At 58.4% G+C, this 26855-nt stretch carries 21 protein-coding genes, 2 tRNA genes and 1 pseudogene; 10 read left to right on the top strand and 14 right to left on the bottom strand.

Annotated elements, in window-relative coordinates:
* Positions 1-40 precede the first annotated feature (40 nt).
* Entirely contained in the window at positions 41-1054 is a 1014-nt protein-coding gene (gene rpoS, locus CFII64_RS03860) for an RNA polymerase sigma factor RpoS (RefSeq protein ID WP_020289451.1), read from the top strand.
* A 565-nt stretch (positions 1055-1619) separates the two neighbouring features.
* Here the strand turns inward: rpoS and fdxA are convergent.
* Positions 1620-1943: a ferredoxin FdxA gene (fdxA, locus tag CFII64_RS03855; protein ID WP_020289450.1), complete on the bottom strand. Its 324-nt coding sequence runs from the start codon at positions 1941-1943 to the stop codon at positions 1620-1622.
* Positions 1944-2190: 247 nt separating this feature from the next.
* Positions 2191-4758, bottom strand: a complete 2568-nt coding sequence (gene mutS / locus CFII64_RS03850; protein WP_177325394.1) for a DNA mismatch repair protein MutS — start codon at positions 4756-4758, stop codon at positions 2191-2193.
* Between the two features lie 476 nt (positions 4759-5234).
* Here mutS and CFII64_RS03845 point away from each other — a divergent pair, with 476 nt between their 5' ends.
* The 3 genes and pseudogenes from CFII64_RS03845 (at position 5235) to recX (ending at position 7350) form a co-directional block, all read left to right on the top strand.
* The gene (locus CFII64_RS03845) at positions 5235-5759 is read left to right on the top strand and encodes a CinA family protein (RefSeq protein WP_020289448.1); all 525 of its coding nucleotides are present in this window, start codon (positions 5235-5237) and stop codon (positions 5757-5759) included.
* A gap of 68 nt (positions 5760-5827) precedes the next feature.
* Positions 5828-6895: a recombinase RecA gene (gene recA / locus CFII64_RS03840; RefSeq protein ID WP_020289447.1), complete on the top strand. Its 1068-nt coding sequence runs from the start codon at positions 5828-5830 to the stop codon at positions 6893-6895.
* A 6-nt stretch (positions 6896-6901) separates the two neighbouring features.
* Positions 6902-7350, top strand: a pseudogene (gene recX / locus CFII64_RS03835) (recombination regulator RecX).
* Here recX and CFII64_RS03830 read toward each other — a convergent pair.
* Both CFII64_RS03830 and CFII64_RS03825 read right to left on the bottom strand, forming a co-directional pair.
* On the bottom strand, positions 7351-8466 hold the full coding sequence (locus tag CFII64_RS03830) for a TIGR00730 family Rossman fold protein (RefSeq protein ID WP_020289445.1): 1116 nt from the start codon (positions 8464-8466) through the stop codon (positions 7351-7353). It abuts the pseudogene before it with no gap.
* A 240-nt stretch (positions 8467-8706) separates the two neighbouring features.
* Positions 8707-9117, bottom strand: a complete 411-nt coding sequence (locus tag CFII64_RS03825) for a quorum-sensing-regulated virulence factor family protein (RefSeq protein WP_020289444.1) — start codon at positions 9115-9117, stop codon at positions 8707-8709.
* Positions 9118-9370: 253 nt separating this feature from the next.
* Here CFII64_RS03825 and CFII64_RS03820 point away from each other — a divergent pair, with 253 nt between their 5' ends.
* The 3 genes from CFII64_RS03820 to CFII64_RS03810 all read left to right on the top strand — a co-directional run bounded on the left by CFII64_RS03820 (position 9371) and on the right by CFII64_RS03810 (position 11422).
* On the top strand, positions 9371-10081 hold the full coding sequence (locus CFII64_RS03820) for a tRNA-uridine aminocarboxypropyltransferase (protein WP_020289443.1): 711 nt from the start codon (positions 9371-9373) through the stop codon (positions 10079-10081).
* Positions 10082-10325: 244 nt separating this feature from the next.
* The gene (erdR, locus tag CFII64_RS03815) at positions 10326-10973 is read left to right on the top strand and encodes a response regulator transcription factor ErdR (protein ID WP_020289442.1); all 648 of its coding nucleotides are present in this window, start codon (positions 10326-10328) and stop codon (positions 10971-10973) included.
* 83 nt (positions 10974-11056) lie between these two features.
* Positions 11057-11422: a diacylglycerol kinase gene (locus tag CFII64_RS03810; RefSeq protein WP_020289441.1), complete on the top strand. Its 366-nt coding sequence runs from the start codon at positions 11057-11059 to the stop codon at positions 11420-11422.
* 27 nt (positions 11423-11449) lie between these two features.
* On the opposite strand, the gene CFII64_RS03805 is transcribed toward CFII64_RS03810, so the two are convergent.
* Positions 11450-12388: a LysR family transcriptional regulator gene (locus CFII64_RS03805; RefSeq protein WP_020289440.1), complete on the bottom strand. Its 939-nt coding sequence runs from the start codon at positions 12386-12388 to the stop codon at positions 11450-11452.
* A gap of 122 nt (positions 12389-12510) precedes the next feature.
* Between CFII64_RS03805 and fpr the strand changes: the two genes are divergently transcribed.
* Complete coding sequence (gene fpr / locus CFII64_RS03800; protein WP_002554680.1) at positions 12511-13290, top strand: ferredoxin-NADP reductase; 780 nt, start codon at positions 12511-12513, stop codon at positions 13288-13290.
* Between the two features lie 130 nt (positions 13291-13420).
* On the opposite strand, the gene tsaA is transcribed toward fpr, so the two are convergent.
* The 5 genes from tsaA to rimO form a co-directional block, all read right to left on the bottom strand.
* Positions 13421-14125: a tRNA (N6-threonylcarbamoyladenosine(37)-N6)-methyltransferase TrmO gene (gene tsaA / locus CFII64_RS03795; protein ID WP_020289439.1), complete on the bottom strand. Its 705-nt coding sequence runs from the start codon at positions 14123-14125 to the stop codon at positions 13421-13423.
* A gap of 118 nt (positions 14126-14243) precedes the next feature.
* Positions 14244-14705 (bottom strand): DUF1456 family protein, encoded by a 462-nt coding sequence (locus CFII64_RS03790; protein WP_020289438.1) that lies wholly within the window; start codon positions 14703-14705, stop codon positions 14244-14246.
* Positions 14706-14783: 78 nt separating this feature from the next.
* Positions 14784-15494, bottom strand: coding sequence for an rRNA pseudouridine synthase (locus CFII64_RS03785; protein ID WP_020289437.1), 711 nt, complete (start codon positions 15492-15494; stop codon positions 14784-14786).
* A 239-nt stretch (positions 15495-15733) separates the two neighbouring features.
* Positions 15734-16198 carry a GNAT family N-acetyltransferase gene (locus tag CFII64_RS03780; protein WP_020289436.1) on the bottom strand — a complete coding sequence of 155 codons (465 nt, stop codon included), beginning with the start codon at positions 16196-16198 and terminating at the stop codon, positions 15734-15736.
* A gap of 115 nt (positions 16199-16313) precedes the next feature.
* On the bottom strand, positions 16314-17657 hold the full coding sequence (rimO, locus tag CFII64_RS03775; protein ID WP_020289435.1) for a 30S ribosomal protein S12 methylthiotransferase RimO: 1344 nt from the start codon (positions 17655-17657) through the stop codon (positions 16314-16316).
* A 335-nt stretch (positions 17658-17992) separates the two neighbouring features.
* Between rimO and CFII64_RS03765 the strand changes: the two genes are divergently transcribed.
* On the top strand, positions 17993-19828 hold the full coding sequence (locus CFII64_RS03765) for a potassium transporter Kup (protein ID WP_371106419.1): 1836 nt from the start codon (positions 17993-17995) through the stop codon (positions 19826-19828).
* A gap of 621 nt (positions 19829-20449) precedes the next feature.
* Here CFII64_RS03765 and CFII64_RS03760 read toward each other — a convergent pair.
* The 4 genes from CFII64_RS03760 to CFII64_RS03745 form a co-directional block, all read right to left on the bottom strand.
* Positions 20450-21781 (bottom strand): virulence factor family protein, encoded by a 1332-nt coding sequence (locus tag CFII64_RS03760; protein WP_020289433.1) that lies wholly within the window; start codon positions 21779-21781, stop codon positions 20450-20452.
* The gene (mprF, locus tag CFII64_RS03755; RefSeq protein WP_020289432.1) at positions 21781-24423 is read right to left on the bottom strand and encodes a bifunctional lysylphosphatidylglycerol flippase/synthetase MprF; all 2643 of its coding nucleotides are present in this window, start codon (positions 24421-24423) and stop codon (positions 21781-21783) included. The genes CFII64_RS03760 and mprF overlap by 1 nt, the downstream gene beginning before the upstream one ends.
* A 337-nt stretch (positions 24424-24760) precedes the next feature.
* Positions 24761-24837, bottom strand: a tRNA-Met gene (locus tag CFII64_RS03750).
* Positions 24838-25452: 615 nt separating this feature from the next.
* Positions 25453-25529, bottom strand: a tRNA-Met gene (locus CFII64_RS03745).
* A 249-nt stretch (positions 25530-25778) separates the two neighbouring features.
* On the opposite strand from CFII64_RS03745, the gene dinB reads away from it, so the two are divergent.
* Positions 25779-26840 carry a DNA polymerase IV gene (dinB, locus tag CFII64_RS03740; RefSeq protein ID WP_020289431.1) on the top strand — a complete coding sequence of 354 codons (1062 nt, stop codon included), beginning with the start codon at positions 25779-25781 and terminating at the stop codon, positions 26838-26840.
* Positions 26841-26855 lie beyond the last annotated feature (15 nt).

The following is a 26855-nucleotide window of genomic DNA, read 5'->3' as shown; positions in this document are numbered from 1 at the left end:
CGCTAGAGCTTGAGGTCGAACTCACCAAAGGACTATAACAATGGCTCTCAGCAAAGAAGCGCCGGAGTTTGACATCGACGACGAGGTTCTCCTTATGGAAGCCGGCGTCGTCCTGGAATCCGAATCGGACGAAAAGCCGCACAAAGCTGCCAAAGCTTCGGTTCGAGCCAAGGCCAGAAACTCCACTTCGCTCAAGCAACACAAATACATTGATTACACCCGGGCGCTAGACGCGACCCAGCTGTACCTCAATGAAATCGGATTCTCTCCCCTGTTGTCCCCCGAAGAAGAAGTCCATTTTGCACGTCTGTCGCAAAGTGGTGATCCGGCGGGACGCAAACGCATGATCGAAAGCAACCTGCGCCTGGTGGTGAAAATCGCCCGACGTTACGTCAATCGTGGGCTGTCATTGCTCGACCTGATCGAGGAAGGCAACCTGGGCTTGATCCGGGCGGTTGAAAAATTCGATCCAGAGCGAGGCTTTCGTTTCTCGACTTACGCGACATGGTGGATTCGTCAGACCATCGAGCGCGCCATCATGAATCAGACCCGGACCATTCGGTTGCCGATTCATGTGGTCAAGGAGTTGAATGTCTACCTGCGGGCGGCTCGCGAGCTGACCCAGAAACTCGACCACGAGCCCTCACCTGAGGAAATTGCCAACCTGCTCGAGAAGCCGGTGGGCGAGGTCAAGCGCATGCTGGGGCTCAATGAGCGGGTTTCCTCGGTGGACGTGTCACTTGGGCCGGACTCTGACAAAACGCTGCTGGATACCCTCACTGATGATCGTCCGACAGATCCTTGCGAACTGTTGCAGGATGACGACCTCTCCCAGAGCATCGATCAGTGGCTTTCCGAGCTTACCGACAAACAACGTGAAGTGGTCATCCGCCGGTTCGGTTTGCGCGGTCATGAGAGCAGCACGCTGGAAGACGTGGGCCTGGAGATCGGACTGACGCGCGAACGTGTCCGGCAGATTCAGGTTGAAGGCCTGAAGCGTCTACGGGAAATTCTTGAAAAAAATGGTTTATCCAGCGAGTCATTGTTTCAATAAGAGGGTAATTTCCTTAGCTCGCTAATTAAACGCCAGACAGAAAAAACACCTCCACGTGAGGTGTTTTTTTATGTCATTTTTTATTGCTTAGTTCATGTAACTTTTTGTCGGTTTTTGATTCTCATTAGCAAACCGGTTTGCCGTGCAATGTGCTGTTTTTGTAGACTTTCCCTGTAAGCTTTCACGTACGCGATATGTAAGTGATTGTTGTCAGATAACGCGATAGATGCGCTTTATGCGCGGTGATTTATCGTAAGCTGTTGAAATTAAAGGTTTTGATTTTCTGACGAACGCGAGCGGTGGAATCTTTTGAAAGGTTTTGCAGGGTTGCCCTGCACGGAAAAAGCACTAATATCAGAACTGTGCCAACGGACAGGCACAGACAGTCAAGGAAGACAGTCTAAGGACATCGCAGGATGCGATTGATCAGGATGATAACTAAAGGATTGCAAGGAATAGTACAAAGGGGGGGCGGTTCATACCGCCCCTTTTTTTCGTCTGCCGGAAAGTGCACGACGCGACAACAAAAAAGGCCCAATGAAGGGCCTTCTGATACCTCGGTCAATCAGCGTTCCAGGTCTGCTAGCTTGCCTGTTTTGCCATCCCACTCGGCCGCATCGGCCAGGGCGTCTTTCTTCTCGGTGATATTCGGCCAGACCTCTGCCAGTTCAGCGTTCAGCTCGATGAAGTTCTCCATGCCGGCCGGAACCTCGTCTTCAGAGAAGATGGCGTTGGCAGGACATTCTGGCTCGCAGAGTGCGCAATCGATGCACTCATCCGGGTGAATCACCAGGAAATTCGGGCCTTCGTAGAAGCAGTCCACCGGACACACTTCTACGCAGTCGGTGTACTTGCACTTGATGCAGTTGTCGGTGACGACGAAGGTCATTTCTAATTCTCTCCTCAGGCGGCGGTAGCAGAGCCCTTCCAGACAGGGTTGCCAGGTTCGGGAAGTATCCCGGCCTTTGTGAAAACAATGCATTGGCCGAACGATTCACTGGCAGGCTGGCTGTGCGCGCTTCGTTCAACTTCAGGTCGCTACGTTTCCACGCGGCTCGGCCCATCTGCTCAAGCCAGGCTAAAAGCTGGCAGCATCCCAAACCGCGCGGGATTCTACCAGCTTGTAACCGTTCGCGTCAGATGCGTGTTTGCAGGGTATACAACAACTCTAGCGCCTGACGCGGCGTAAGATCGTCGATTTTGACCCTGGAAAGCTGATCCAGTACTGGGTGCGGCAGGGTGGCGAACAAGTCGCTTTGCATCGGCGCAGCAGACTTTCCGGGTTTGGCGCGGGGTTGTTCGTGGGGCAGGCTGGTCGTCTCCAGACGTTGCAAATGCTCTTTGGCGCGCACGATGACCTTGGCTGGAACCCCCGCCAGCTGGGCCACGGCCAAGCCGTAGCTCTGACTGGCCGGCCCCGGTAACACCCGATGCAGGAAGACAATTCGTTCGTTATGCTCGGTTGCATTGAGGTGTACGTTGGCCACCAGCGGTTCGCTTTCCGGCAGTACGGTCAGCTCGAAATAGTGCGTGGCGAACAAGGTGTAGGCGCGCAATTGGGCGAGGCATTCTGCCGCAGCCCAAGCCAGGGACAAACCGTCGAATGTGCTCGTGCCACGACCGACTTCGTCCATCAGCACCAGGCTGCGGTCGGTCGCGTTGTGCAGGATGTTGGCGGTTTCGCTCATTTCCACCATGAAGGTCGAGCGCCCGCCCGCGAGGTCATCGCTGGAGCCGATCCGGGTGAAAATCCGGTCGACCAGGGACAGCTCGCAACTGGCCGCAGGCACGAAGCTGCCAATGTGCGCCAGCAGCACGATCAAGGCCGTCTGGCGCATGTAAGTGGATTTACCGCCCATGTTCGGGCCGGTGATCACCAGCATGCGGGTGCTGTCATCCAGCGCCAGGTCATTGGCGACGAAAGGCGTGGACAAGACTTGCTCGACGACGGGATGGCGGCCCTGATCGATGCGCATGCACGGCTCTTCGACGAACCGTGGGCAGTTCAGGTCGAGGTTCAGCGCGCGTTCGGCCAGATTGCTCAACACATCAAGCTCGGCCAGCGCCGCTGCGGTGTCCTGAAGCGGCGCGAGATGGCCGATCAGGTCTTCCAGCAACGCCTCGTAAAGCATTTTTTCCCGGGCCAGCGCGCGACTTTTCGCCGACAGCGCCTTGTCCTCGAACTCCTTGAGTTCTGGCGTGATGAAGCGCTCGGCGCCCTTGAGGGTCTGGCGTCGAATGTAATCCGCGGGCGCCTGTTCCGCCTGCTTGCTCGGCAACTCGATGAAATAGCCGTGAATCCGGTTGTAGCCGACTTTCAGGTTGGCGAGGCCCGTACGTGCTTTCTCCCGGGCTTCCAGATCGATCAGGAACTGCCCGGCGTTTTCACTCAGCGACTGCAATTCATCCAGTTCAGCATCGTAGCCAGTCTTCAACACGCCGCCGTCCCGAATGACCGCTGGCGGATTGTCGATGACCGCCCGCTGCAGCAGTTGCGCCAGCTCCGGGTAAGTGCCGGCGGTTTGCGCCAGCTGTTGCAGGTGCGGCGCTTCCAGATCGGTCATCGCCACTTGCAACTCAGGCAGCGCGCTCAGCGCATCACGCAGGCGCGCCAGATCGCGTGGCCGGGCGTTGCGCAGGCCGATACGAGCGAGAATCCGCTCGATATCGCCAATTTCCTTGAGTTGCGGCTGCAGGCTCTCGAAGCGGTAGCGCTCCAGCAGGCAGGTGATCGAGCTTTGCCGCGCCTGAAGAATCTTCAGGTCACGCAGCGGCCGGTTCAGCCAGCGAGTCAGCAGGCGCGTGCCCATGGCGGTCTGGCAGCGATCCATGACCGATTGCAGGGTGTTTTCACGACCGCCGGCAAGATTGGTGTCCAGCTCAAGATTGCGCCGACTGGCACCGTCAAGCACCACCGTATCGTCAAGCCGCTCATGGCGCAGGCTACGCAGGTGCGGCAATGCCGTGCGCTGGGTTTCCTTGGCATAGCCCAGCAGGCAGCCGGCAGCGCCGATGGCCAGGGTCAGGTTTTCGCAGCCAAAGCCTTTCAGGTCCTGGGTCGAGAACTGCTGGCACAGGCTTTTCAGCGCCGAGTCGCGTTCGAAGTCCCACGGGGCACGCCGCCGCGCGCCTTTGCGTTTTTCCGCAGGTAACCCTTGCGGCCAGTCGTCAGGAATCAACAGCTCTACCGGATTGATCCGCTCGAGCTCGGCCAGCAGGTTTTCCCAGCCCTTGATTTCCAGCACGCTGAAATTGCCACTGGTGATGTCCAGCACGGCCAGGCCGAACAAACGCTCATCGCCCAGTACCGCAGCAATCAGGTTGTCGCGACGCTCATCCAGCAGCGCTTCGTCGCTGACTGTGCCCGGCGTGATAATGCGGACTACTTGTCGGTCTACCGGCCCTTTGCTGGTGGCCGGGTCGCCGATCTGCTCGCAGATCACCACCGACTCGCCCAACTTCACCAGCTTGGCCAGATAACCTTCGGCGGCGTGGTACGGGATCCCGCACATGGGGATGCCCTGGCCAGCCGATTGCCCGCGTGCGGTGAGGGTAATATCCAGCAACTTGGAGGCTTTTTTGGCGTCCTCGTAGAAGATCTCGTAGAAGTCGCCCATGCGATAGAACATCAGCTGGTCGGGATGCTGATTCTTCAGCCGCCAGTATTGCTGCATCATGGGCGTGTGTGCGGACAGGTCAGAAATTGCTTTATTCATCAGATAGTTAGGCAAGTTCGTTAGAAAAGATGGGGCAAATCAGAGGGCATGACCTGCAGCCCCGTCGGAATCAGGGGCCGGTCAGTCCGGGTATTTGCGATGGGCGCAAGGTTACCACGGGCGCTCTGGCCACGCAGGCCCGCTGCGTAGCGGCTTATTCGTGACTTGGCGTTTCGGGACGATCACAGAAGCGAAATCGCTGTATAGACTTCGTAGCGTCGTCGGCCGATGTGGTGCCGGCTCTTATAGAAAAGGAATTTTATATGGCTAACAAACGTGCGAGAGATTCAGGCAGCGGGCGTTTCATTCCCGTGGAGGAAGCCAGGCGTCGGCCGAAGGAAACCACAGTTGAAACCATCAAAAAGCCAACTTGCCCGCCAAAAAAACAATCTTGATGGATGATGAGGGAACGGTTGCCTGCGCAGCCGTTCCCATCCTGAGCGTGAGCATCAAAGGAGAATGTGTTGGACGAGACCAGTCAGCTTGCCGCGAACCTCGGCAAACATCTCAAAGCGCTGGATGCACAGGTGACCACCGCTGAATCCTGCACCGGTGGCGGTATCGCCGAGGCCATTACGCGGATTTCCGGGAGCTCGGCCTGGTTCGAAGCCGGTTACGTGACTTATTCCAATCGGCAGAAGCTCTTGCAGCTCGGAGTGGCAGACGAGCTATTCACGACCGTCGGCGCCGTCAGCCGGGAAGTTGTCGAAGCCATGGTGCGTGGCGCGCAGGTCCACAGCGGCGCGCAGTTTGCCGTGGCGGTCAGCGGCGTCGCGGGGCCTGATGGCGGTTCGATCGACAAGCCGGTGGGTACGGTCTGGCTGGCCTGGGGCAATGGTGGAACGGTGATTTCCGAGCGTCGCCAGTTCGATGGCAATCGCGACGACGTACGCCGACAAACGGTAAAGGCCGCGCTAGAGGGGCTGATAGCGCTTGCTCAACAGAAATACCAAGACAGGGGTAGGCGCGCGCGCAACCCTGTGGAATAATACTGTCTACTTATACAGGTGTTGTGGCCGTCAGGCCCCTAATTGAATTTGATTACGTGAGGACTTCAATGGACGAGAACAAGAAGAAAGCCTTGGCTGCGGCCTTGGGTCAGATCGAGCGTCAATTCGGTAAAGGTGCCGTAATGCGCATGGGTGACCATGACCGCCAGGCGATTCCTTCTATCTCTACCGGTTCGCTCGGTCTGGATATTGCACTCGGTATTGGTGGCTTGCCTAAAGGCCGGATCGTTGAAATCTACGGTCCGGAATCTTCCGGTAAGACCACGCTGACCCTTTCGGTTATCGCTCAGGCCCAGAAAATGGGCGCTACCTGCGCGTTCGTCGATGCGGAGCACGCACTCGATCCTGAATACGCCGGCAAGCTGGGCGTAAACGTCGATGACCTGCTGGTTTCGCAGCCGGACACCGGCGAGCAGGCCCTGGAAATCACCGACATGCTGGTGCGTTCCAATGCGATCGACGTGATCGTGGTCGACTCCGTGGCAGCACTGGTGCCAAAGGCCGAAATCGAAGGCGAGATGGGCGACATGCACGTGGGTCTGCAGGCTCGTCTGATGTCTCAGGCGCTGCGCAAGATCACCGGTAACATCAAGAACGCCAACTGCCTGGTTATCTTTATTAACCAGATCCGTATGAAAATCGGTGTGATGTTCGGTAGCCCGGAAACCACCACCGGTGGTAACGCGCTGAAGTTCTACGCTTCGGTACGTTTGGATATCCGTCGCACAGGCGCAGTGAAGGAAGGCGACGAAGTCGTTGGTAGCGAAACCCGCGTCAAGGTTGTGAAGAACAAGGTCGCTCCGCCGTTCCGTCAGGCCGAGTTCCAGATTCTTTACGGCAAGGGTATCTACCTGAACGGCGAGATCATCGATCTGGCTGTGTTGCATGGCTTCGTTGAGAAGTCCGGCGCCTGGTACAGCTATCAGGGCAGCAAGATCGGTCAGGGTAAAGCCAACTCGGCCAAGTACCTGGCGGATAACCCGGAAGTCGGTGCAGCGCTCGAGAAGATGATTCGCGACAAACTGCTGACTCCAGGCGTTGACACCAAGGCCGAAGGTTCACGTCCTGCTGTCGCTCCGGCTGCTGACATGGCTGAAGCTGACGTCGATATCTGATAGTTCATGTCCGCGATACTGGATACACCCGTCGCCATCCGGCGAACTGCAATGGACACGGTCGTGTCGAGCTGACGCGTAAACTGCGTCAGCGCGGCGCACCTCCCGAATTGATCGACCCGGCTCTGGACCGTCTGACGGAAGAAGGGCTGCTCTCCGAATCCCGTTACCTTGAAAGCTTTGTTTCCTATCGTGCACGCTCGGGCTACGGGCCTTTGCGCATTCGTGAAGAGCTCAGTCAGCGCGGCTTGCAGCGTGGGGACATCGAGCAGGCGTTGCGTGAGTGTGGCTTCGATTGGCAGGAGATGCTTCAGGAAACCTGGCAACGTAAATTTGCCGGGCATTTGCCCATCGATGCTCGTGAGCGCGCCAAACAAGGCAGATTTCTGAGTTATCGGGGCTATCCGCTGGATTTGATCGGCCGCTTGCTCAGCGGCCGGGGCGGGGATGACTGACTAGCCAACGTTTACCGACGCACGCTGCTGACGTGGGTGACTGTCGGTATCGATCCAGTTTTGCGGCTGGTTGATATAGTCAACCAACTCCCGCAAGCGGCCGTAGTTGCGTCCGGTGAAGGTAAAGGCGAGCCGGGTCAGATGGCTGAACTGAGCCTCGTCATGTTCTTCTCCTGCATAGCTGTGTTGGTGGAAACCTTCCGCCAGGCGCAGGTCGGCGAACGCTGCCTGCATATGCTCCATCGCCGGTTCGCTGAGGGAGTGATGCATGCGGATGACAAACTTGTTCTTCAACCAGCGACTTGAATGGAAGTTGTTGTAGAACTGGTTGATTTCTTCGACCGCCTCTTCAGCGCTGTAGACCAGACGCAGCAGCTTCATATCGTTGGGCAGGATGTAATGATTGGCTTCCAGCTGAGCCTTGATGAAATCCAGGGCGCCCTGCCAGAATCCTCCGCCAGGTGCGTCGAGCAGTACGATAGGCACGAGTGGGCTCTTGCCGGTCTGGATCAGCGTCAGGACTTCCAGTGCTTCATCCAGCGTACCGAAGCCGCCAGGGCAAAGTACCAGTGCATCGGCTTCCTTGACGAAAAACAGTTTGCGGGTGAAGAAGAAGTGGAAAGGCAGCAGGTTGCTGGTGCCTTCTATCGTCGGGTTGGCATGTTGCTCGAAGGGCAGGGTGATATTGAAACCCAGGCTGTGCTCGCGACCGGCACCTTCATGGGCTGCTGCCATGATGCCGCCACCGCCGCCGGTGATTACCATCAGGTCGGCTTGCGCCAGTACCTGGCCAAGTTCCCTGGCCAGGTTGTACATCGGGTGCTCGGCAGGCGTTCGCGCGGAGCCGAAGACCGTCACTTTGCGCCGGCCCTTGAATTGATCGAGGGTGCGAAATGCATTGTCCAGTTCGCGAAGGGTCTGCAGGGTGATTTTTGCGTTCCAGCGGCTGCGATCATCCTGAGCCATGCGCAGAACGGTCAACATCATGTCTCGGTACAGCGCAAGATTCGGGCTATCGGGGGCTACGACTTTGATCTGTTCTTCAATTTGCCGGGCGAGGTCGACACCGTTGCCCGAAAAGTGTGTTGATAGAAGGTCATTCGGTACGTAAGGCATTCAAAGCTTCTCCATGCGCAGAATCATCATCCTGATCAAAACTGATCGTTCGAACAGGAAGCCTGGCTCTTTTCGATGATGTGCTTATAGCATTGAAGCTGGCAACGATTGTCTGTATCGCAATATGATTTATGTGGAGGTATTGCGCGCAGGACCAGAAGGTCTGCAGGGGGAGAACTCTGTCAGGTGACGCGCCGCTGAGCAAGCATTGCGCGTCACCTGTTACCAGCTACGAGTCGGTTACTTCTTCACGGCGCAGTCGGTTGCTTTGAACATCTGGGTAGTCACCGGACGGTTGGTCTTGTACTCGGTGAACTGATACTTGAGCACCGCTCCTTTGGTCATCAACTGACGATAGCCATTGTTGTGACAAACGCTGTTACCCAGTTGATTACGCACAGCATCCGGGTTGGCGCGCATCTGTTGTGCCTGCCCTTCGCGCACACTCAGGTGGTTGATCAGCTCGTTGCCTTCAACCGTGTAGCCCTGATCGAGAATGTCTTCGTTGATCGCCCGCGGTGTACCGACGCTGCTTTCCTTAGCGACTTTTTCAAGCATTTTGCTCAGTTCGAATTCCTGCTTGGACGCCGCATTGGCGCACAGCGGAGCAACGAGCAACAGCGTAAGGGTGGGAACGATAAGGCGCAGCATTAAACTCTCCTGATTCAGTGACTGGCCGTTGGACCGGAAACTTAAAAGTACGTTCACTAAGCGGGCTGCCGGATGCAGATGCTTCAGCGGGGGCGAAGTATAGAGGACTAGCCGATACCGCTCCTAGGCCGAAAACAGATTCCTGGCCGCACAGCGCCGCGTTTGAGCGCGCGGCTCTGGTAAACTTCGGCAACTTATTACCTTCTCGGGGCAACCCAGTGTCAACGCATTCTGTTTATCGGTGCACTGCGCCATGAGTCATGCTGTTTCCCGCCTGCGCGACCAACGGCTGGCGCAAAGTACCAAGCCGTTCATTGCCCGTGGCTCACGCGCGCCACGTTGCTCCGGCTGTCGGGTGATTGCCGATTATTGCCTGTGCGCCTGGAAGCCGACGGTGTCGGCAACGTCGGGCATGTGCCTGTTGATGTACGACACCGAGCCGTTGAAACCTACCAATACCGGCTGGCTGATTGCCGACGTGATCAAAGACACCTACGCATTTGGCTGGTCGCGCGTCGAGATCAATCCGCAGTTGTTGGCCTTACTGGACGATCCGCAATGGCAGCCGTACATCGTGTTTCCCGGTGAGTTTGTCGCTGAGGAGCGGGTGGTCAGCGAAGTCAGGCTCGAACAAGGCAAGCGACCGCTGTTTATTTTGCTGGATGCGACCTGGCCCGAGGCGCGCAAGATGTTTCGCAAGAGCCCCTATCTGGCGCGTTTTCCCGTGCTGACCCTGGAATCGGATCTGCTGTCTCGCTACCGACTGCGGCGTTCCAAGCGCGACGACCATTTCTGCACTGCTGAAGTGGCGGCGCTGTGTCTGGAACTGGCGGGCGATACCCATGCCAGTGGCGTTATGGATGCTTATCTGGACGTGTTTACTGCGCATTATCTGGGGGCCAAGTTCCTGAACCCTATCGATGCGCAGGACGCCGCCCACACTCATCTGAAAGCTTTTATATAGATAGCTGATCTGCGTCGCCCGCCTGTTGAAGATAAGTGCACAATGCGTAATAACCTTTCACAAGGATCGCGCTTGACCACCCCGGCTTCGCTGGGCATGCTTGGCGCCGCATAAAGGGTTGGACGCTGGTTTTTGTGGGTTTGCGTCGAATGTGATGTGTCGCCCAACGAGCACTTGCTGGCATTTGCGAATGCCTTGCTGAGCAGCGATCGGATCGCTGCTCCTATAAAAACAGGATCACCCAATGACCTACGAAATCCTGATTGCCGATGACCATCCGCTATTTCGCAGCGCGCTGCATCAGGCATTGAGCATGGGCCTTGGCCCGGATGTCCGGTTGGTTGAAGCCGACAGCATTGCTCAGCTCGAAACTCACTTGGGTGAAAAGACCGACTGGGATCTGGTTTTGCTGGATCTGAATATGCCGGGTGCCTACGGTTTTTCCGGTCTGGTGCTGTTGCGCGGGCAGTATCCGCAGATTCCCGTGGTGATGGTTTCCGCTCAGGAAGAAGCGTCGATTGTCGTCCGCTCCAAGGAGTTCGGTGCCAGCGGTTTCATCCCCAAATCCAGTTCGCTGGAAACCATTCAGCAGGCCGTGCGCACGGTTCTCGAAGGGGATGTCTGGTGGCCAGCGCAGGTCAACGAGCCGGTCAGTGTTTCAGCGGAAGCCAAAGCGGCCAGTGCCGGCCTCGCGAGTCTGACTCCACAGCAGTTCCGGGTGCTGACCATGGTCTGTGAAGGCTTGTTGAACAAGCAGATTGCGTATGAACTGAGCGTTTCCGAAGCGACCATCAAGGCTCATGTGACCGCGATTTTCCGCAAGCTGGGCGTGCGCACTCGCACTCAGGCCGCGCTGCTTCTGCAACAACTGGAATCGATTTCGCCAAACTGATTGCGTGTGCCGCGCCATGGGTTCACGCTTTTTTGACTTGTCCTGAATTAACTTCGCCTTTTCTATCAAGCAGCAGCCTATCTATGTCTCCTTTCAAAGGCCAAACCGGCCTCAAACGTATCTTCAATGCTACCGGCTATTCCTTTGATGGTCTGACCGCCGCTTTCAAAGGCGAGGCTGCTTTTCGGCAGCTGGTATTGCTGAACGTGATCCTGATTCCCGTGTCTTTCCTGTTTCACGTCAGCAAGGCCGAGCATGCCTTGTTGATCGCTGTTTGCCTTCTGGCGCTGATTGTCGAATTGCTCAATTCGGCTGTCGAGGCGGCGATCGACCGGATTTCCCTGGAATTGCATCCGCTTTCCAAGAATGCCAAGGACATGGGCAGCGCCGCGCAGCTGATAGCAATGAGTATGATCGCTGTGGTCTGGGGCTTGATCCTGCTGGGTTAAAATGCGGGCCAGTCCTGTCCGGGAAGATCAGGCATCAGCCTGATAGATGCTCGGCAGGACGATTTCATCGCTGCGGCGGATGCCCGTGGTGAATGAGCGGCACAGATCGAGAAATTCGCGCATGGCGGAGGTTTGATACTTCTGCTTGTGCCAGATGAAGTAGAACTGCCTGATCAGGTCCAGCTCCGGCGTTTCGACGGCCACCAGGCTGCCGCGCCGGAAAGCGTCGCGCAGGGCGAGTCGGGAAATACAGCCAATGCCCAATCCTGATTCCACCGCGCGCTTGATCGCCTCCGTGTGTTCCAGCTCCAGACGCACATTAAGGGCGTTTCGGTGATGGCGCATGGCTTGATCGAAGGTCAGGCGAGTGCCGGAACCCTGCTCACGCAAGATCCAGGCTTCTTCGGTCAGCTGATCGAGACTGGCATGGCCACGTTTGGCCAGCGGATGCTGCGGTGCGCAGAACACCACCAGTTCGTCTTCGACCCAGCGCTGCACCTCGATGTCCGGGTGCGTGCAATCGCCTTCAATCAGACCTAGATCAATTTCGTAGTGAGCGACTTGCTGCACGATATGCTCAGTGTTCTGTACGTGCAGCTTGACCTGACTTTCCGGGTGACGCTGCATGAAACTGCCGATCAGCAGGGTTGCCAGGTAGTTGCCGATGGTCAATGTCGCGCCGACCGCCAGTGAGCCGAAACCGGACTTGCCGTTGAGCAGGTCCTCGATCTCCTTGGCCTGATCCAGCAGCGCCACAGCTTGAGGCAGCAACTGACGGCCGGTGGCGTTGAGGGCCAGGCGTTTGCCAGCGCGATCGAACAGCTGGCAGCTGGATTGGCGTTCCAGTTCGGTTATGGAGGTGCTGGCCGCTGATTGCGACAGAGACAGCAGGATGGCCGCACGGGAAACACTTTCCTGTTGTGCGACGGCGACGAAGACCTGGAGTTGACGCAGAGTAAATCGCATATCTATATAACCGATAACCTATATCTTGATAATCCAGTTAACAGATATTGTGTCTGCCACTAGAATATCGCGCAATAGCGCTCTTACCCGGCGCGGGTGAAATTTCAGGAGTTCCTACGTACATGAGCAACATGAACCACGAACGTGTCCTTAGCGTCCATCACTGGAACGACACGCTCTTCAGTTTCAAGTGCACCCGCGACCCAGGTCTGCGTTTCGAGAACGGTCAGTTCGTCATGATCGGTCTGCAGCAGCCAAATGGCCGCCCGCTCATGCGCGCTTATTCGATTGCCAGCCCGAACTGGGAAGAGCATCTCGAGTTTTTCAGCATCAAGGTGCCAGACGGTCCTCTCACGTCGCAGCTGCAGCATTTGAAAGAAGGCGACGAGATCATCATCAGCAAGAAACCTACGGGTACGCTGGTGCTGGACGACCTCAAGCCGGGCAAGCATCTTTATCTGCTGAGCACCGGTACTGGCCTGGCGCCGTTCATGAGCGTCATTCAGGACCCGGAAACCTACGAGCGTTTCGAAAAGGTCATCCTGTGCCATGGCGTTCGTTACGTGAACGAAGTGGCCTATCGCGAATTCATCACCGAGCATTTGCCGCAGAACGAGTTTTTCGGTGAAGCCTTGCGTGACAAGTTGATCTACTACCCGACCGTTACCCGCGAGCCTTTCGAAAACGAAGGCCGTCTGACCGATCTGATGCGCAGCGGCAAGCTGTTCAGCGATATTGGTCTGCCACCGATCAATCCTCAGGATGATCGCGCGATGTTGTGCGGCAGCCCGAGCATGCTCGACGAAACCAGCGAAGTGCTCAACAGCTTCGGCCTGACGGTTTCGCCGCGTATGCGTGAGCCGGGTGATTACCTGATCGAGCGTGCGTTCGTCGAGAAGTAAGCGACGTGCGCAGCTGAATTACAACGCGGGATGTGCTGCAAGGCACATCGCGCTTGTGACGAAAAAACCGCCTGGGGGTCACGGACCAGGCGGTTTTTTTGTGGGCGACGTTTGGTGGCTCGACTGCGACTCAGCTGGTGCCGGCAACGACCTCAAGCACGCGAATCAGCCCGGCTTGCGGATAATGCCAGCGCACATCCACATCCCAGAGTTGCGCACCGTAGCGACGCTCCGGCGTCGGCACTTGATAAGCCGGCCGCGGGTCTTGTGCCAGGCATTGCTCGATCAGCTCGACCAATGGCTCGCCCAGGCGCAGCGCATGCTCATGGGCCTGACGCAGCGCGTCATCCGCCCACTGAACCGGGATCAGCGCAGGCGCGGCGCTGGCGATGGTGTTGCTCGCGGTCGGGACGCTGTCGGCGTAAGGCACGTAGGGTTTGATGTCCAGCACCGGCGTGCCGTCCAGCAAGTCGATGCCGGACAACCACAGGCGCCCGGCTTCAACCTTGTCCAGCTTGACCACTGACTGGCCGATGCCATTCGGGCGATGGGTCGCGCGCGTGGCGAACACGCCCATGGATTGATTGCCGCCCAGGCGCGGCGGACGCACTTTCAGGCGCGGCTTGTCTTCCAGCGCCAGATGAAACAGGAACAACAGCCAGACGTGGCTGACCTGCTCCAGACCTTGCACGGCGTCGCCCTGATCAAACGGCGCCACCAGTTCCAGCACACCGCGAGCCGCCGGAGCGAGCTGCGGCTGACGCGGGATGGCGAATTTCTCCTTGAAGCAGGAGCGCATGTAGCCGATGGGGGAGACGTTGTAGGACTGAGACATGAGGGTTCCGGCCAGTCATCGCAATTGAATGTCAATCCGTAGGACCGGATTAAGCCGGGAGAATGCCCTCCCGGCTGAAGCCGGTCCTACGAGTCTGGGATCAAGGATGCCGTCTGGATCAGCCGCGAACCCGCAAGGTCAGGCCTTTGAGAAAGTTGCGCAGCAACTGGTCGCCACAGGTGCGGTAGTTGCTGTGGCCGAATTTGCGGAACAGGGCGCTCAGCTCGGGCTTGGACACCGGGAACTCGGCGGCCTTGAGGACTGCGTGCATGTCTTCTTCCTTGAGTTCGAAGGCCACGCGCAGTTTTTTCAGGACGGTGTTGTTGGTGATCGGCAGTTCAACCGCCTGGGGCGCACGGCTGTCGTCCTTGCCGCGCTTGAAGATCACCAGGCCGTCGAGGAAGTGCGCCATGATTTCATCGCTGCAATCCAGATAACCTTCTTCGTCTTCTTTCTTCATGAAGGCGATCACGTCGGCCTTGGAAATGTCGAAGCCTGCGAGCTTGACGATATCGACGATCTTGCCGTCGCTGATATCAAGCATGTAGCGCACGCTGCGCAGTACGTCATTGTTCATCATGGTGTGTTCGAATCCTGGTGAGGCGGGTGTCACGCCGCAGAAGCTTGCCGCTGCAGCACTGAATAGGGTGTGTTTCGCTTAGAATTTTTCTTTGCCGGTCATGTAGCGCCACTGACCTTCGGGCAATTTGCCCATCGACACGCCACCGATACGGATGCGGCGCACCGAAACGATCTTCACGCCAACGGCTTCGCAAAGCTGGGCAATGATGCCGGGCTGCGGGTTTTTCATGGCGAAGCGCAGGCGGTTTTCGTTCTGCCAGCTGGCTTTGACCGCAGGCAATTCCTTGCCTTTATACGTCAGGCCGTGATTCAGGCGGTTCAAGCCGTGAGCCACCATATCGCCGCTAATCTCGACGATGTATTCCTGCTCGATCTTGCTGCGGTCATCCGTGAGCTTGCGCAGGATTTTCCAGTCCTGGCTGAACACCATCAAACCGCTGGCGTTGGCCTGCAAGGTCGAGATGGGTTCAAGGCGCAGGAAATGCCCTTTGAGCGGGCGTTTGCCGAAGCTGTGCTCTTCGGACAAGGTGCCCGGCGTGATCAGCGCCAATGCATCGGCGTCGCTCATGGCGGCCGGCTTGTGCAGGATGATCGTCACCGGTTCCGGCGCGTCAGCCTTGGCGGCCGGGTTGAGTTCAACGGTTTGCGTGTCGACCTTGAACTGCGGTTCTTCGATGACTTCGCCATCCACGGTGACCCAGCCGCCTTCGATATACAGCTCAGCCTCCCGACGGGAGCAGCCGATCAGCTCGATAAGACGTTTGGAGAGGCGGATGGGTTCTGACATGACAAAGAGCCGTTACTTGAGAGAAAGGCGCTTATTGTACCCGTGCAAGCCCGGTTAATCGCGGCAACATTGCAAATGGGCTGGAATCAGTGCGTTGGAGCCAACTTGTGTGGGAGCGAATTTGCTCGCGATGTCGGCCAGCACACAGGATCCGTAGGACCGGCTTTAGCCGGGAGGGCGGAAGGTCTGACGCCGCAACTACTGAGGATGTACCGGCCTGTTCCCGGCTAAAGCCGGTCCTACGGTTTGACCCCGTCGCGCAAGCGCATGCGCAACATCGGATACGGCTGGCCCAGGCCGTCAATCTCGGTACGGCTGACCACTTCGAACCCATGCTTGAGGTAGAAGCCCAGCGCCTGCGGGTTCTGCTCGTTAACGTCGAGTTCCTGGATGCCGAAGTGTTCGATGGCATGGGCCAGCAGCAGCTTCCCCAGGCCTTCGCCGCGATGTGCGGGATCGATGAACAGCATCTCCAGCTTGGTTCGGCTTACGCCGGCAAAGCCTGTGATGTTCATGTGCGCATCGCGACTGCAGAACAGCGTGACGCTGTCCAGATAACGCGAGAGCAGCAGGTTCTTGAGGATCGCTATATACGAGTCGGGAAGAAAGTCGTGGGTGGCACGGACCGAGTCTTCCCAGACTTGCGTGAGTGTTGGGTATTCACTCTTGTCGGGGAGCGAAATCTCGTGATGCGGGTAGTGCATGAGCCTGGCTCCGTCTGGCCGCTGTGCAAAGGAAAGTCGCCAGCCTGTTCGACCCACAAAAAGCCCCGCCGTTTGAAGGGCAGGGCTGATTTTACTTCAGGCTACGAACCGGCGATCAGAGCAAGTCCGCCCACAGATCGTATTCATCGGCGTCGGTCACGCGACACATGATCTTGTCGCCGGGTTTGACCTGGCTGCCGGCTTCGAGGGCAATGTAGACGTTGCCGTCGATTTCCGGGGCATCGAAGAAGCAGCGGCCGACAGCGCCTTGCTCGTCGACTTCATCGATCAGCACTTCGATTTCCTTGCCGATCTTCATTTGCAGGCGCGCTGCGCTGATGGCCTGTTGATGGGCCATGAAGCGATCCCAGCGATCCTGTTTGATCTCGTCCGGAACAATCGGTGCGTCCAGCAGATTGGCCGGAGCGCCTTCGACTGGCGAGTACTGGAAGCAGCCGACGCGGTCGAGTTGGGCTTCGGTCAGCCATTCAAGCAGGTACTGGAAGTCTTCTTCGGTTTCACCGGGGAAGCCAACGATGAATGTCGAGCGGATGATCAGGTCCGGACACTGTTCGCGCCAGTTCTTGATGCGCGCCAGGGTCTTGTCCTCAAAGGCCGGACGTTTCATCAGCTTGAGGATTTTCGGGCTGGCGTGCTGGAACGGGATGTCCAGGTACGGCAGGATTTTCCCGGCAGCCATCAGCGGAATCAGCTCGTCGACGTGGGGATACGGATACACATAGTGCAGGCGAACCCAGACGCCCAGAGAACTCAGCGCCTGGCACAGTTCGGTCATGCGCGTCTTGACCGGCGCGCCGTTCCAGAAACCGGTGCGGTATTTGACGTCGACGCCATAGGCGCTGGTGTCCTGGGAAATCACCAGCAACTCTTTGACCCCGGCCTTGACCAGACGCTGCGCCTCATCCAGCACATCACCCACCGGACGGCTGACCAGCTTGCCACGCATCGACGGGATGATGCAGAAGCTGCAACTGTGGTTGCAGCCTTCGGAAATCTTCAGATACGCGTAATGACGCGGGGTCAGCTTGACGCCTTGCGGCGGCACCAGGTCGATCAGCGGGTTGTGATTCAGATTCGGCGGCGCGGCGTCGTGGACGGCATTGACCACTTGCTCGTACTGCTGCGGACCGGTTACGGCCAGCACGCTGGGATGCACGTTGCGAATGACGCTTTCATCGACGCCCATGCAGCCGGTCACAATCACCTTGCCGTTTTCGGCAAGGGCTTCGCCGATCACTTCCAGGGATTCAGCCTTGGCGGTGTCGATGAACCCACAGGTGTTGACGACAACGACGTCGGCATCCTGATAGGTCGCAACCACTTCGTAGCCTTCCATGCGCAGTTGAGTAAGGATGCGCTCGGAATCCACAAGGGCCTTTGGGCAACCCAGGGAAACAAAGCCAACCTTCGGGGCGGAAGGCGTGATAACGGTGGACATGGCGAACCTCGGCGTAAGTGGTGCTTCGGCACCGGCTGGGCGTTGGTATCCGGACGGGATACGTGCGCCTCTGGTCAAAAAGTGCGCAATTCTAGCGGCCAGCCCTGCGATTGACCAGCTTTATGCAGAGAATTACGACGAGTGCTGCGCTATGCTTCGCGGCGTTACAGGATATGTCGAATTCGCTGGCTTCGATGGCACCTGACAAGTGTCGACAGCTCAAAGCATCATCTTGTGTCGAGTGGCGCGAGCCCTGGTTTCTGGAGTGGTAGATGAGTCAAGCAAGCAGTCAGGCTGTAACCGGGCAAAGCGCAGCCAAACCCTTGAGTTTGCTGATGGCCGCAGTGGGCGTGGTATATGGCGATATCGGCACCAGCCCGCTGTATACCCTCAAGGAGGTGTTTCAGGGTGGTTATGGCGTCGCGGTCACGCACGACGCGGTGCTGGGCATTCTGTCATTGATCTTCTGGTCGCTGATCTGGGTGGTCTCGTTCAAGTACATGGTGTTCATCCTGCGCGCCGACAACCAGGGCGAAGGCGGCATCATGGCGCTCACTGCCCTGGCTCGACGGGCTTCGGCGAGCAAGCCGAAGCTGCAGGCGGTCATGGTGGTCTTCGGCCTGTTCGGTGCGGCGCTGTTTTATGGCGACAGCATGATCACCCCGGCGATTTCCGTGCTGTCGGCCATGGAGGGCATGGAACTGGCGTTCGATGGCCTTGAGCGCTGGGTAGTGCCCATGGCGCTGGTGGTGCTGGTCGGGCTGTTCCTGATTCAGCGGCATGGAACGGCGCGCATCGGCGTGTTGTTCGGACCGGTCATGGTCACCTGGTTCGTGGTGCTCGGCTTGCTGGGCATTCATGGCATTTTGCGTCAGCCGGAAGTGCTGCACGCGATGAACCCGGTGTGGGCCGTGCGCTTCTTTATCATCCATCCGGGCATTGGCGTGGCGATTCTTGGTGCAGTGGTGCTGGCGCTGACCGGTGCTGAAGCGCTGTATGCCGACATGGGGCACTTCGGCCGCAAGCCGATTGCCCGCGCCTGGTTCATCCTGGTGCTGCCCGCGCTGGTGCTCAACTATTTCGGCCAGGGCGCTTTGGTGCTCGAAGACCCGGAAGCGGCGCGCAACCCGTTCTATCTGCTGGCACCGAGCTGGGCGCTGTTGCCGCTGGTGGGGCTGTCAACGCTGGCGACGGTGATTGCGTCGCAGGCGGTGATTTCCGGTGCGTTTTCCATGACGCTGCAGGCGATCCAGTTGGGTTACATCCCGCGCATGCAGATCCAGCACACCTCCAGCGATGCCCAGGGGCAGATCTACATCGGTGCGGTCAACTGGTCGTTGATGGTTGGCGTGATTCTGCTGGTGCTGGGCTTCGAGTCTTCCGGCGCGCTGGCTTCCGCGTATGGCGTAGCGGTTACCGGGACAATGTTCTGCACCACGATTCTGGTGTCGTCGGTCATGCTGTTGTTGTGGAAGTGGCCGGCATTCCTGGCCGTGCCGCTGTTGCTGTGCCTGCTGTTCGTCGACAGCCTGTTCTTCGCTGCCAACGTGCCGAAGGTGATTCAAGGCGGGGCGTTCCCGGTAATCGCCGGCGTGGTGCTGTTCATCTTGATGACCACCTGGAAGCGCGGCAAACAGTTGCTGGTGGATCGTATCGATGAAGGCGGGCTGCCGCTGCCGATCTTCATCAGCAGTATCAAGGTCCAGCCGCCACATCGGGTGCAGGGCACGGCGGTATTTCTCACGGCCCGCGCCGACGCTGTCCCACACGCCTTGCTGCATAACCTGCTGCATAACCAGGTGCTGCACGAGCAAGTGGTGCTGCTGACCGTGGTCTACGAAGACACGCCGCGTGTACCGGCCCAGCGTCGCTTTGAAGTCGAGGCCCATGGCGAAGGCTTTTATCGGGTGATTCTGCATTTCGGCTTTATCGATGAGCCGGACGTACCGGCTGCGCTGAGCCTGTGTCATTTGAAAGAGCTGGACTTCAGCCCGATGCGGACCACGTACTTCCTGAGCCGCGAGACTGTGATCCCGTCGAAAATGGTTGGCATGGCGCGCTGGCGCGAGGCGCTGTTCGCTTTCATGCTCAAGAACGCCAACGGCAACCTGCGCTTCTTCAAGCTGCCGTTTAACCGGGTGATCGAGTTGGGTACGCAGGTGGAGATGTAATCGCTCCTACCTGAATATCTAACGACCGGCAGGAGGGGACTTGTCCCCGAATACGATGGTCCTGGCAACGAAAATCCAGATGGTTGACGTTGTCTGACGCTACCGCCTTTCGGGGACAAGTCCCCTCCTGCAAGCGAGGCAATCTTTCCGGTGGAGCGTGGCAAAGCGTAGGGCAACAACAAAATTTGCAGCGCTGCGTAGTGAGGTTCCGTCCTGACGGCCGGGTCCATTTTGTTACGGCAAAATAGACGAAAACCATGTGCGCTGACGTCCGGCCCGACTTCGTCGGGTTCCCTCGCTCCGGTGCCGTGGTGTGGGTACGCGCCGACGCGCCATCCCTGGCGCAGCGGCGCTCGGCCGGCATCCATGCCGGTCGCCCCACACCACGACACCTGCGCTCGGCCTCCCGACGCGCGTTTGGCGGTGTCTGCCAGATCGCGGCACGGAAAAGCGAACATCAAAAGCAAGCGGTGTAATCACTATCGGAGCCAACTGTGGGAGCTTGCTCGCGAAGCTTCTCAAACGAGGCCTCGCCAATAAGTTGGCTCCTTCAACAGGTATAAAAAAATCCCCGCACCTCAAATAGGGCTGCGGGGATTTTTTATGCCTTGGGCAAGCGTGTTACTTGCTCTGGGCCTTGCCCTGACGCTTGTCGATGGCGGCGATCAGGCGTTTGGCCAGTGCCGGGTAGTTCTCATCGAAGTGGTGACCGCCAGGAAGCTGCAGCTTTTCGCCCACGGCGGTGGTTGTGGTACAGCCGCTTTCATCCTTCTCTTCGATGCCATAAACGCACAGCACCTTCTCGGCAGGCAGCTTGGCCATTTCCTCGCCGGTAGTGGCTTCCTTGCCAGCAGTGCCGAGCCAGCCGTCCACATGGATCTCGAAGCTGCCGGTGCGGGCGAAGGCGAGCAGGATAATGCCGTCGATGCGGTTCTGTTCGTCAGGAGCCAGGCGGTTGTAGACCGCTGGCATCACGTCGGCCCCGAAGGAGTAGCCAGCAAGGATGAAGCGCTTGGTGCCCCATTTCTGCCGGTAGTGCTGCATCAGCTCGGTGAGGTCGGCGGCAGTCTGCTCCGGCGTCTTGTGTTCCCAGTAATAGCGCAACACGTCGATGCCCACCACCGGATAACCCAGGCTGGCCATATCGCCGGCCACGACCTTGTCCAGGTCACGCCAGCCGCCGTCACCGGACATGAACAGCGTCACCGTATCGGAGGGCTGTGCGGACGGGACCTCCACCACCGGCACGCCGACGCCGCCGCCCTTGTCGTCTTCGCCGATAAGTTTACGGCGTAGTTCGCTGTTCAAAACCTGAGGCAGCTTGATGTCGTAGTCGCTGATGCTCGTATCCGCGTTGGCCTGGTCACGCACAAACGCCGCAGGCGCGTCGTCGGGCGCATCGTTCCATGCCACCATCCAGTGACCGTGAGGCGCGGTTTTTGGCAGCGCCACGTCACAAATCACCGGCGCGGGTTCATCGGCCTCGACAACCGGTGCCGGCTGGGACGGGACTTCCAGGTAAAAGCCGACCGAAATCGCTTCTGCATCGTCGTTGTCCTGACCTGCCAGCCAGCGCCAGGCCAATGTCGCACCCGGGCCGATACCGCCGACGATGGTCGGTGCGTCGTCCAGCTGTTGCAGGGCGTCGTTGAAGGTCTTTTGTTGCAGGACGCAATTGTCCTTGGGCAACACCACCTGGATGATCCGCGCGGCGGCATCCTGGCTCAAGGCCTGCAATTGCTTGTCGGTGAGCAAGTCGTCAGCAGTGACCGCCAAGGCAACCCGCACTTTGGTCCGGCTGCCCGGCGTTACATCGGTAAGCGCCGAGCCGTCAGCCAGGGTGGAATGGACGAGGGTGGCCGGCGGAGCAGGGCGGTTCCACACCCAGACCCCTAGCGCCACCACGAGAATAACCAGGGCTGCGAGCAAAAAGCGCCAGTAGCGTTGAATCATCAGCGTTTCACCAATCCAGTCAGGCCGCCTGCAATCAGGGCGGCAGTGTCAGCCAGTGCCACCAGCGGATCGAGTCCGGCGGGCACGGCCATATAGCGAGGTTCCCAGTCAGGCTGGAATTTGTCCTTGAAGCGCCGCAAGCCCTGGAAGTTGTAGAGTTGCTCGCCACGGCGGAACACCATCGAGCCCAAACGCTGGGTCAAAGGCGCGCCACGCCGCGGCTGCAAGCCTGACAACGGCACCATGCCCAGGCTGAAGCGTTCGTAGCCGTGCTGTTTGTAATACAAAATCAGCCCGACCATCATGAATTCCATGGTCAGTTTCGGCGCATCCGGATGCGCGCGCATCAGGTCAAGGCTGGCCAGATCGTGGCGCGAGGTCTCCAGCAGGTTGGCGAATGCCACTGGCTTGCCTTCAAAGTGAATGATGGCGATGCGGAAATGCGTGAGGTATTCCGGGCTGAAGCGACCCAGGGAAAAGCCCTTTTCCCGGACGTTCTTGCCGGTCAGCCAGGCGTCCGAGATAACTTTGAGCTCATCCAGTGGTGCCTGACCTGCTTCGTAGATCTCCAGCGACAGACCATCGCGTCCGCCCCGGTTCCAGGTGTAGCGCAGGTCTTTCATTTCCTTGCCCTTGGCTTCGATGTCGAAGCGGAGCAAGTTGACCCGGGCTTCTTCGCCCAGCTTGATCGCGGTCAGCCCGATGTCCATATAGAACGGCAGGTTCTCGGCCCGGACCTGATAAAACACCGGGCGCGCGTGGTGGACATCGCACAGGTCGCGGAACTGCCAGATGAGTTCGGCGCGCTGCTGCGTAGGTCCAATCGGGTCATACAAGGCCACGAGGCTGCGGCCACGGTGCGAGTACATCAAAAAGGCATCACCGCTGGGGTGCAGCAGGATCGCCTTGTCGCCGGTCAACACCAGCCCGCCATCCGGTTGTGATGAAGCGTTGACGATTTCAGCGGCCTTGGCCAGTTCGGTCGCATCGGGAAGCTTGATGACCGGCCGCGCCGTGCGCAGCAGCCAGGTCAGCGACACCACAACCAGCAGCACTGCGCTGCCCAATGCCGAACGCAGGGCGCGCGGTGCATCGGCATCCAGAGTGAACTGCCACCAGAGTTGATGGCTGTACGGGACGTCCTGATAGGCAAACAGCAGCAGCCAGATCGAAGCGCCCAGCACACAGATGCTCGCCACCAGATACAGCGGCGAGAACGGCAACTCCAGCAGGCGGCTAGGTCGGTAGAACGAGCGCCGGAAAACGCCCAGCAGGCAAGCCGTGAGAATCAGCAGGACCGCTTCTTCCCAGTCGAAACCCTTGAGCATCGACAGCACTGAGCCTGTCACCAGCAAAATGGTGGTCAGCATCCATGCGGCCGAAAGGCGTCGGCGCAGGCCTTGCGCCAGCAACAGGCACAGCACACCAATCAGGCTGGCGCCGAAGTGCGAAGCATCGATCAGGCGATGAGGGATCAGGAAACCGACATATTCCAGGCGAGTGTCGATTTCCGGAGTCGCCCCGGAAAACAGCAGCACCACCCCGGAAAGAAATACCAGCAGCGCCAGAATCGGTGCCGCAAGGCCCGAGGCGACGCGCATTGCCTGTTTGGTGGGCAACAGGCGCTGACTTTCGGTGAACAGCAGCGTCAGGCACGCCAGCAGCAGCGGCAGCACGACGTAGATCAGTCGATACAGCAGCAACGCGGCAGCCAGCGGCGCGGCGCCCAGTTCATTGGCGAACGCCGCGAGCAGAATGGCCTCGAAAACACCCACGCCACCCGGAACATGACTGAGCACGCCCGCCGCCAATGCCAGCAGATAAACCAGCAGGAACGCACCAAATGGCGGGGATTGCGGCAGTAGCAAATACAGGACGGTCGCTGCTGCGGCAACGTCCAGCGCGGTGATCACCAGTTGCATCAGCGTCAGGCGCAGGCCTGGCAAACGAAGTGTTCTTCTGCCAGCGCGCACCAACAGCGTGTGCGGGATCGTCTGTTCCGGCAGCCGACGGCGATACACCGCCATGGTCAGCAGCGCGGTCAGAATCAGCACCCCGATTGCAATCGCCGCGAGCATCGCCACCGGCAAGTGCAGGGCCAGGGAAGCGCCGGACAAATTGCTCAAGGTCGCGAGTGCTGCCAGCGGCGGCAGCGCGCAACCCAGTGACAGGCTGGCGAACAGCGTCATGCGCGCGACTTCTATCGCACCCACACCTTTGCGCGAATACAGCCGATAACGCACCGAGCCGCCGGACAACATTGAAAGCCCGACTGCGTTGCCGATGGCGAACGCGGTAAAGCCGCCCATTGCCAAGGTCTTGTTGGGCAGATCAACTCCGGCGTATCGACTGGCGGACCATTCGTAGCCCAGCAGGATGATAAAGCCGACAATCATTGCCAGCACGGCACCTGCCAGCGACGGCACCGGTACGCTCAGCAGCGAATCATGCAGCGCATAAAGATCCAGCTCGCTCAGCATGTGGCGGCAAGCGATCAGCGCGATGGCGAAGAGCAGCAGCGTAACGGCCAGGCCGATGGGTTGGCGATACTTGCTCAGCAGCTCCAGCCATTGCAGGCGGGCAGGTTGAATAGGTTGATTCGCCGTGACTGCTTCTTTGGGTTCTGACGGGTTGGCGCGCATCAATCACTCCTTGGATCGTGCGCGACAGGATGGAGGTATGCAGCCAAGTTACCAATCCCTACGCAAAAAATATTTCGAGATGTTAGCGCGTCAACGTCTAACGAGCGAATGGAGCGGATTTTGTTCGTGTCTCTTAAGCGACTATTGAGTCACAAAAGGCTATCGGCCGACCATGGGAAAACTGTCGCTTGCAGCAATATTACGTTACAGGCGTGAAAATGAGATGAAACCTGCAGTGCAAAATAGCCTTTTCTGACAAGCGCTTAGCTTCATTGGCGCGGTACTTTTCGTGCGGACACAAAAAAGGCCACTCTTTCGAGTAGCCTTGTTTGATGTTTGGTTGCGGGAGCCGGATTTGAACCGACGACCTTCGGGTTATGAGCCCGACGAGCTACCAGACTGCTCCATCCCGCGTCTGTGTGGCGGCATTCTACAGCCGAACGACGAGGTGTCAACCTTTAATGCGAAATGAGGGCAAATGAGTGCGGTCAGACATGAACCACAGCGGGGGCGTTAACGTTGTGACTGTCGTGTGACTGGATAGTTGAAACAATTGCGTAGGACTGGCTTTAGCCGGGAGGGCGTTCTCCCGGCTAAAGCCGGTCCTGCAAAATGTTGCGCACGGTGTATTGCAATCAAGGGTGAAAAACTGACAGACACAAAAAAGGCCACTCTTTCGAGTAGCCTTGTTTGATGTTTGGTTGCGGGAGCCGGATTTGAACCGAACCAGCGCAGGTAGGAGGAGGTGAGCGCCAACAGCATCAGCAGCGTGCCCAACACCGCCATACACACAATAAAACTCATCCGTCTCCGACTCTCGCAACATGGCCCCCGAGCGGGGGCGTTAACGTTGTGACTGTCGTGTGACTGGATAGTTGAAACAATTGCGTAGGACTGGCTTTAGCCGGGAGGGCGTTCTCCCGGCTAAAGCCGGTCCTGCAAAATGTTGCGCACGGTGTATTGCAATCAAGGGTGAAAAACTGACAGACACAAAAAAGGCCACTCTTTCGAGTAGCCTTTTTTGATGTTTGGTTGCGGGAGCCGGATTTGAACCGACGACCTTCGGGTTATGAGCCCGACGAGCTACCAGACTGCTCCATCCCGCGTCTGTGTGTCGGCATTCTACGCCGGATCGCTGTGCTGTCAACCGTTAGTTTGAAAAAACTGCTTTTCCTTCAATCGCTTAGCGGCGCCTATTGAGCTCTGATGGGGCTGTGACGCCTTGCGGTGCGGGGTTACAGGCCGAGTTTGGGCGCTTTTGGGTTAAGGTTTGATGACCATTCGCACATCACGCAGTGCCACATCCTGATGCCAGTGAGATACTGCGCGACCTTATCCCTCGCAAATCGCCCTACATGACGCAGCGAAAAATCATTCATGTCGACTGTGACTGCTTCTATGCCGCCATTGAAATGCGCGATGACCCGCGCCTGGCGAGTAAACCACTGGCAGTGGGCGGCTCGGCCGATCGACGCGGCGTGATCGCGACCTGCAACTATGAAGCGCGCGCCTATGGAGTGCGCTCGGCGATGTCATCGCGGCATGCCTTGAAGCTGTGCCCGGACCTCACCATCGTCAAACCGCGCATGGACGCCTATAAAGAAGCCTCGAAGGAAATCCAGACGATCTTTCGCGACTACACCGATCTGATTGAGCCGTTATCGCTGGATGAGGCGTTTCTGGACGTGTCCGATGCGAGCCACTTTGGCGGCAGTGCCACGCGTATCGCTCAGGACATACGCCGCCGTGTGTCCAATCAACTGCATATCACGGTCTCGGCGGGCGTTGCACCAAACAAGTTCCTCGCCAAGATCGCCAGTGACTGGAAAAAACCCAATGGGCTGTTTGTGATCACGCCGGATCAGGTCGAGGATTTTGTCGCGCTGCTGCCGGTCAACAAACTGCACGGCGTTGGCAAGGTGACGGCCGACAAGCTCGGCAGGCTGGGCATTGTCACCTGCACCGATCTGCGTGGCTGGAGCAAACTGTCGCTGGTTCGGGAATTCGGCTCTTTCGGCGAGCGCTTGTGGGGGCTGGCGCACGGCATCGATGAGAGGCCGGTGCAGAACGACAGCCGACGGCAATCGGTGAGTGTGGAAAACACCTACGACACGGACTTGCCGGATCTGGCCAGCTGCCTGGAAAAGTTACCGGAGCTGATGGAAACCCTGTCCGGGCGCATGGCGCGCATCGCCGACAACTATCGGCCTGGCAAACCCTTCGTGAAGGTCAAATTCCACGATTTCACGCAGACGACCCTTGAACAGTCCGGGGCGGGGCGGGATCTGACCAGTTTCCAGCAGTTGTTAACCCAGGCATTTGCCCGTGGCGACAAACCGGTACGGTTATTGGGGATCGGTGTGCGTTTGCAGGATCTGCGCAGCGGTCACGAACAGCTGGAGCTGTTCGCGCCCTGAGCGCAGCAGGTGAGG

Source organism: Pseudomonas sp. CFII64 (genome assembly GCF_000416235.1).
In the GTDB taxonomy this organism is placed as follows: domain Bacteria; phylum Pseudomonadota; class Gammaproteobacteria; order Pseudomonadales; family Pseudomonadaceae; genus Aquipseudomonas.
This window is presented reverse-complemented; position numbering and strand designations above follow the sequence as displayed.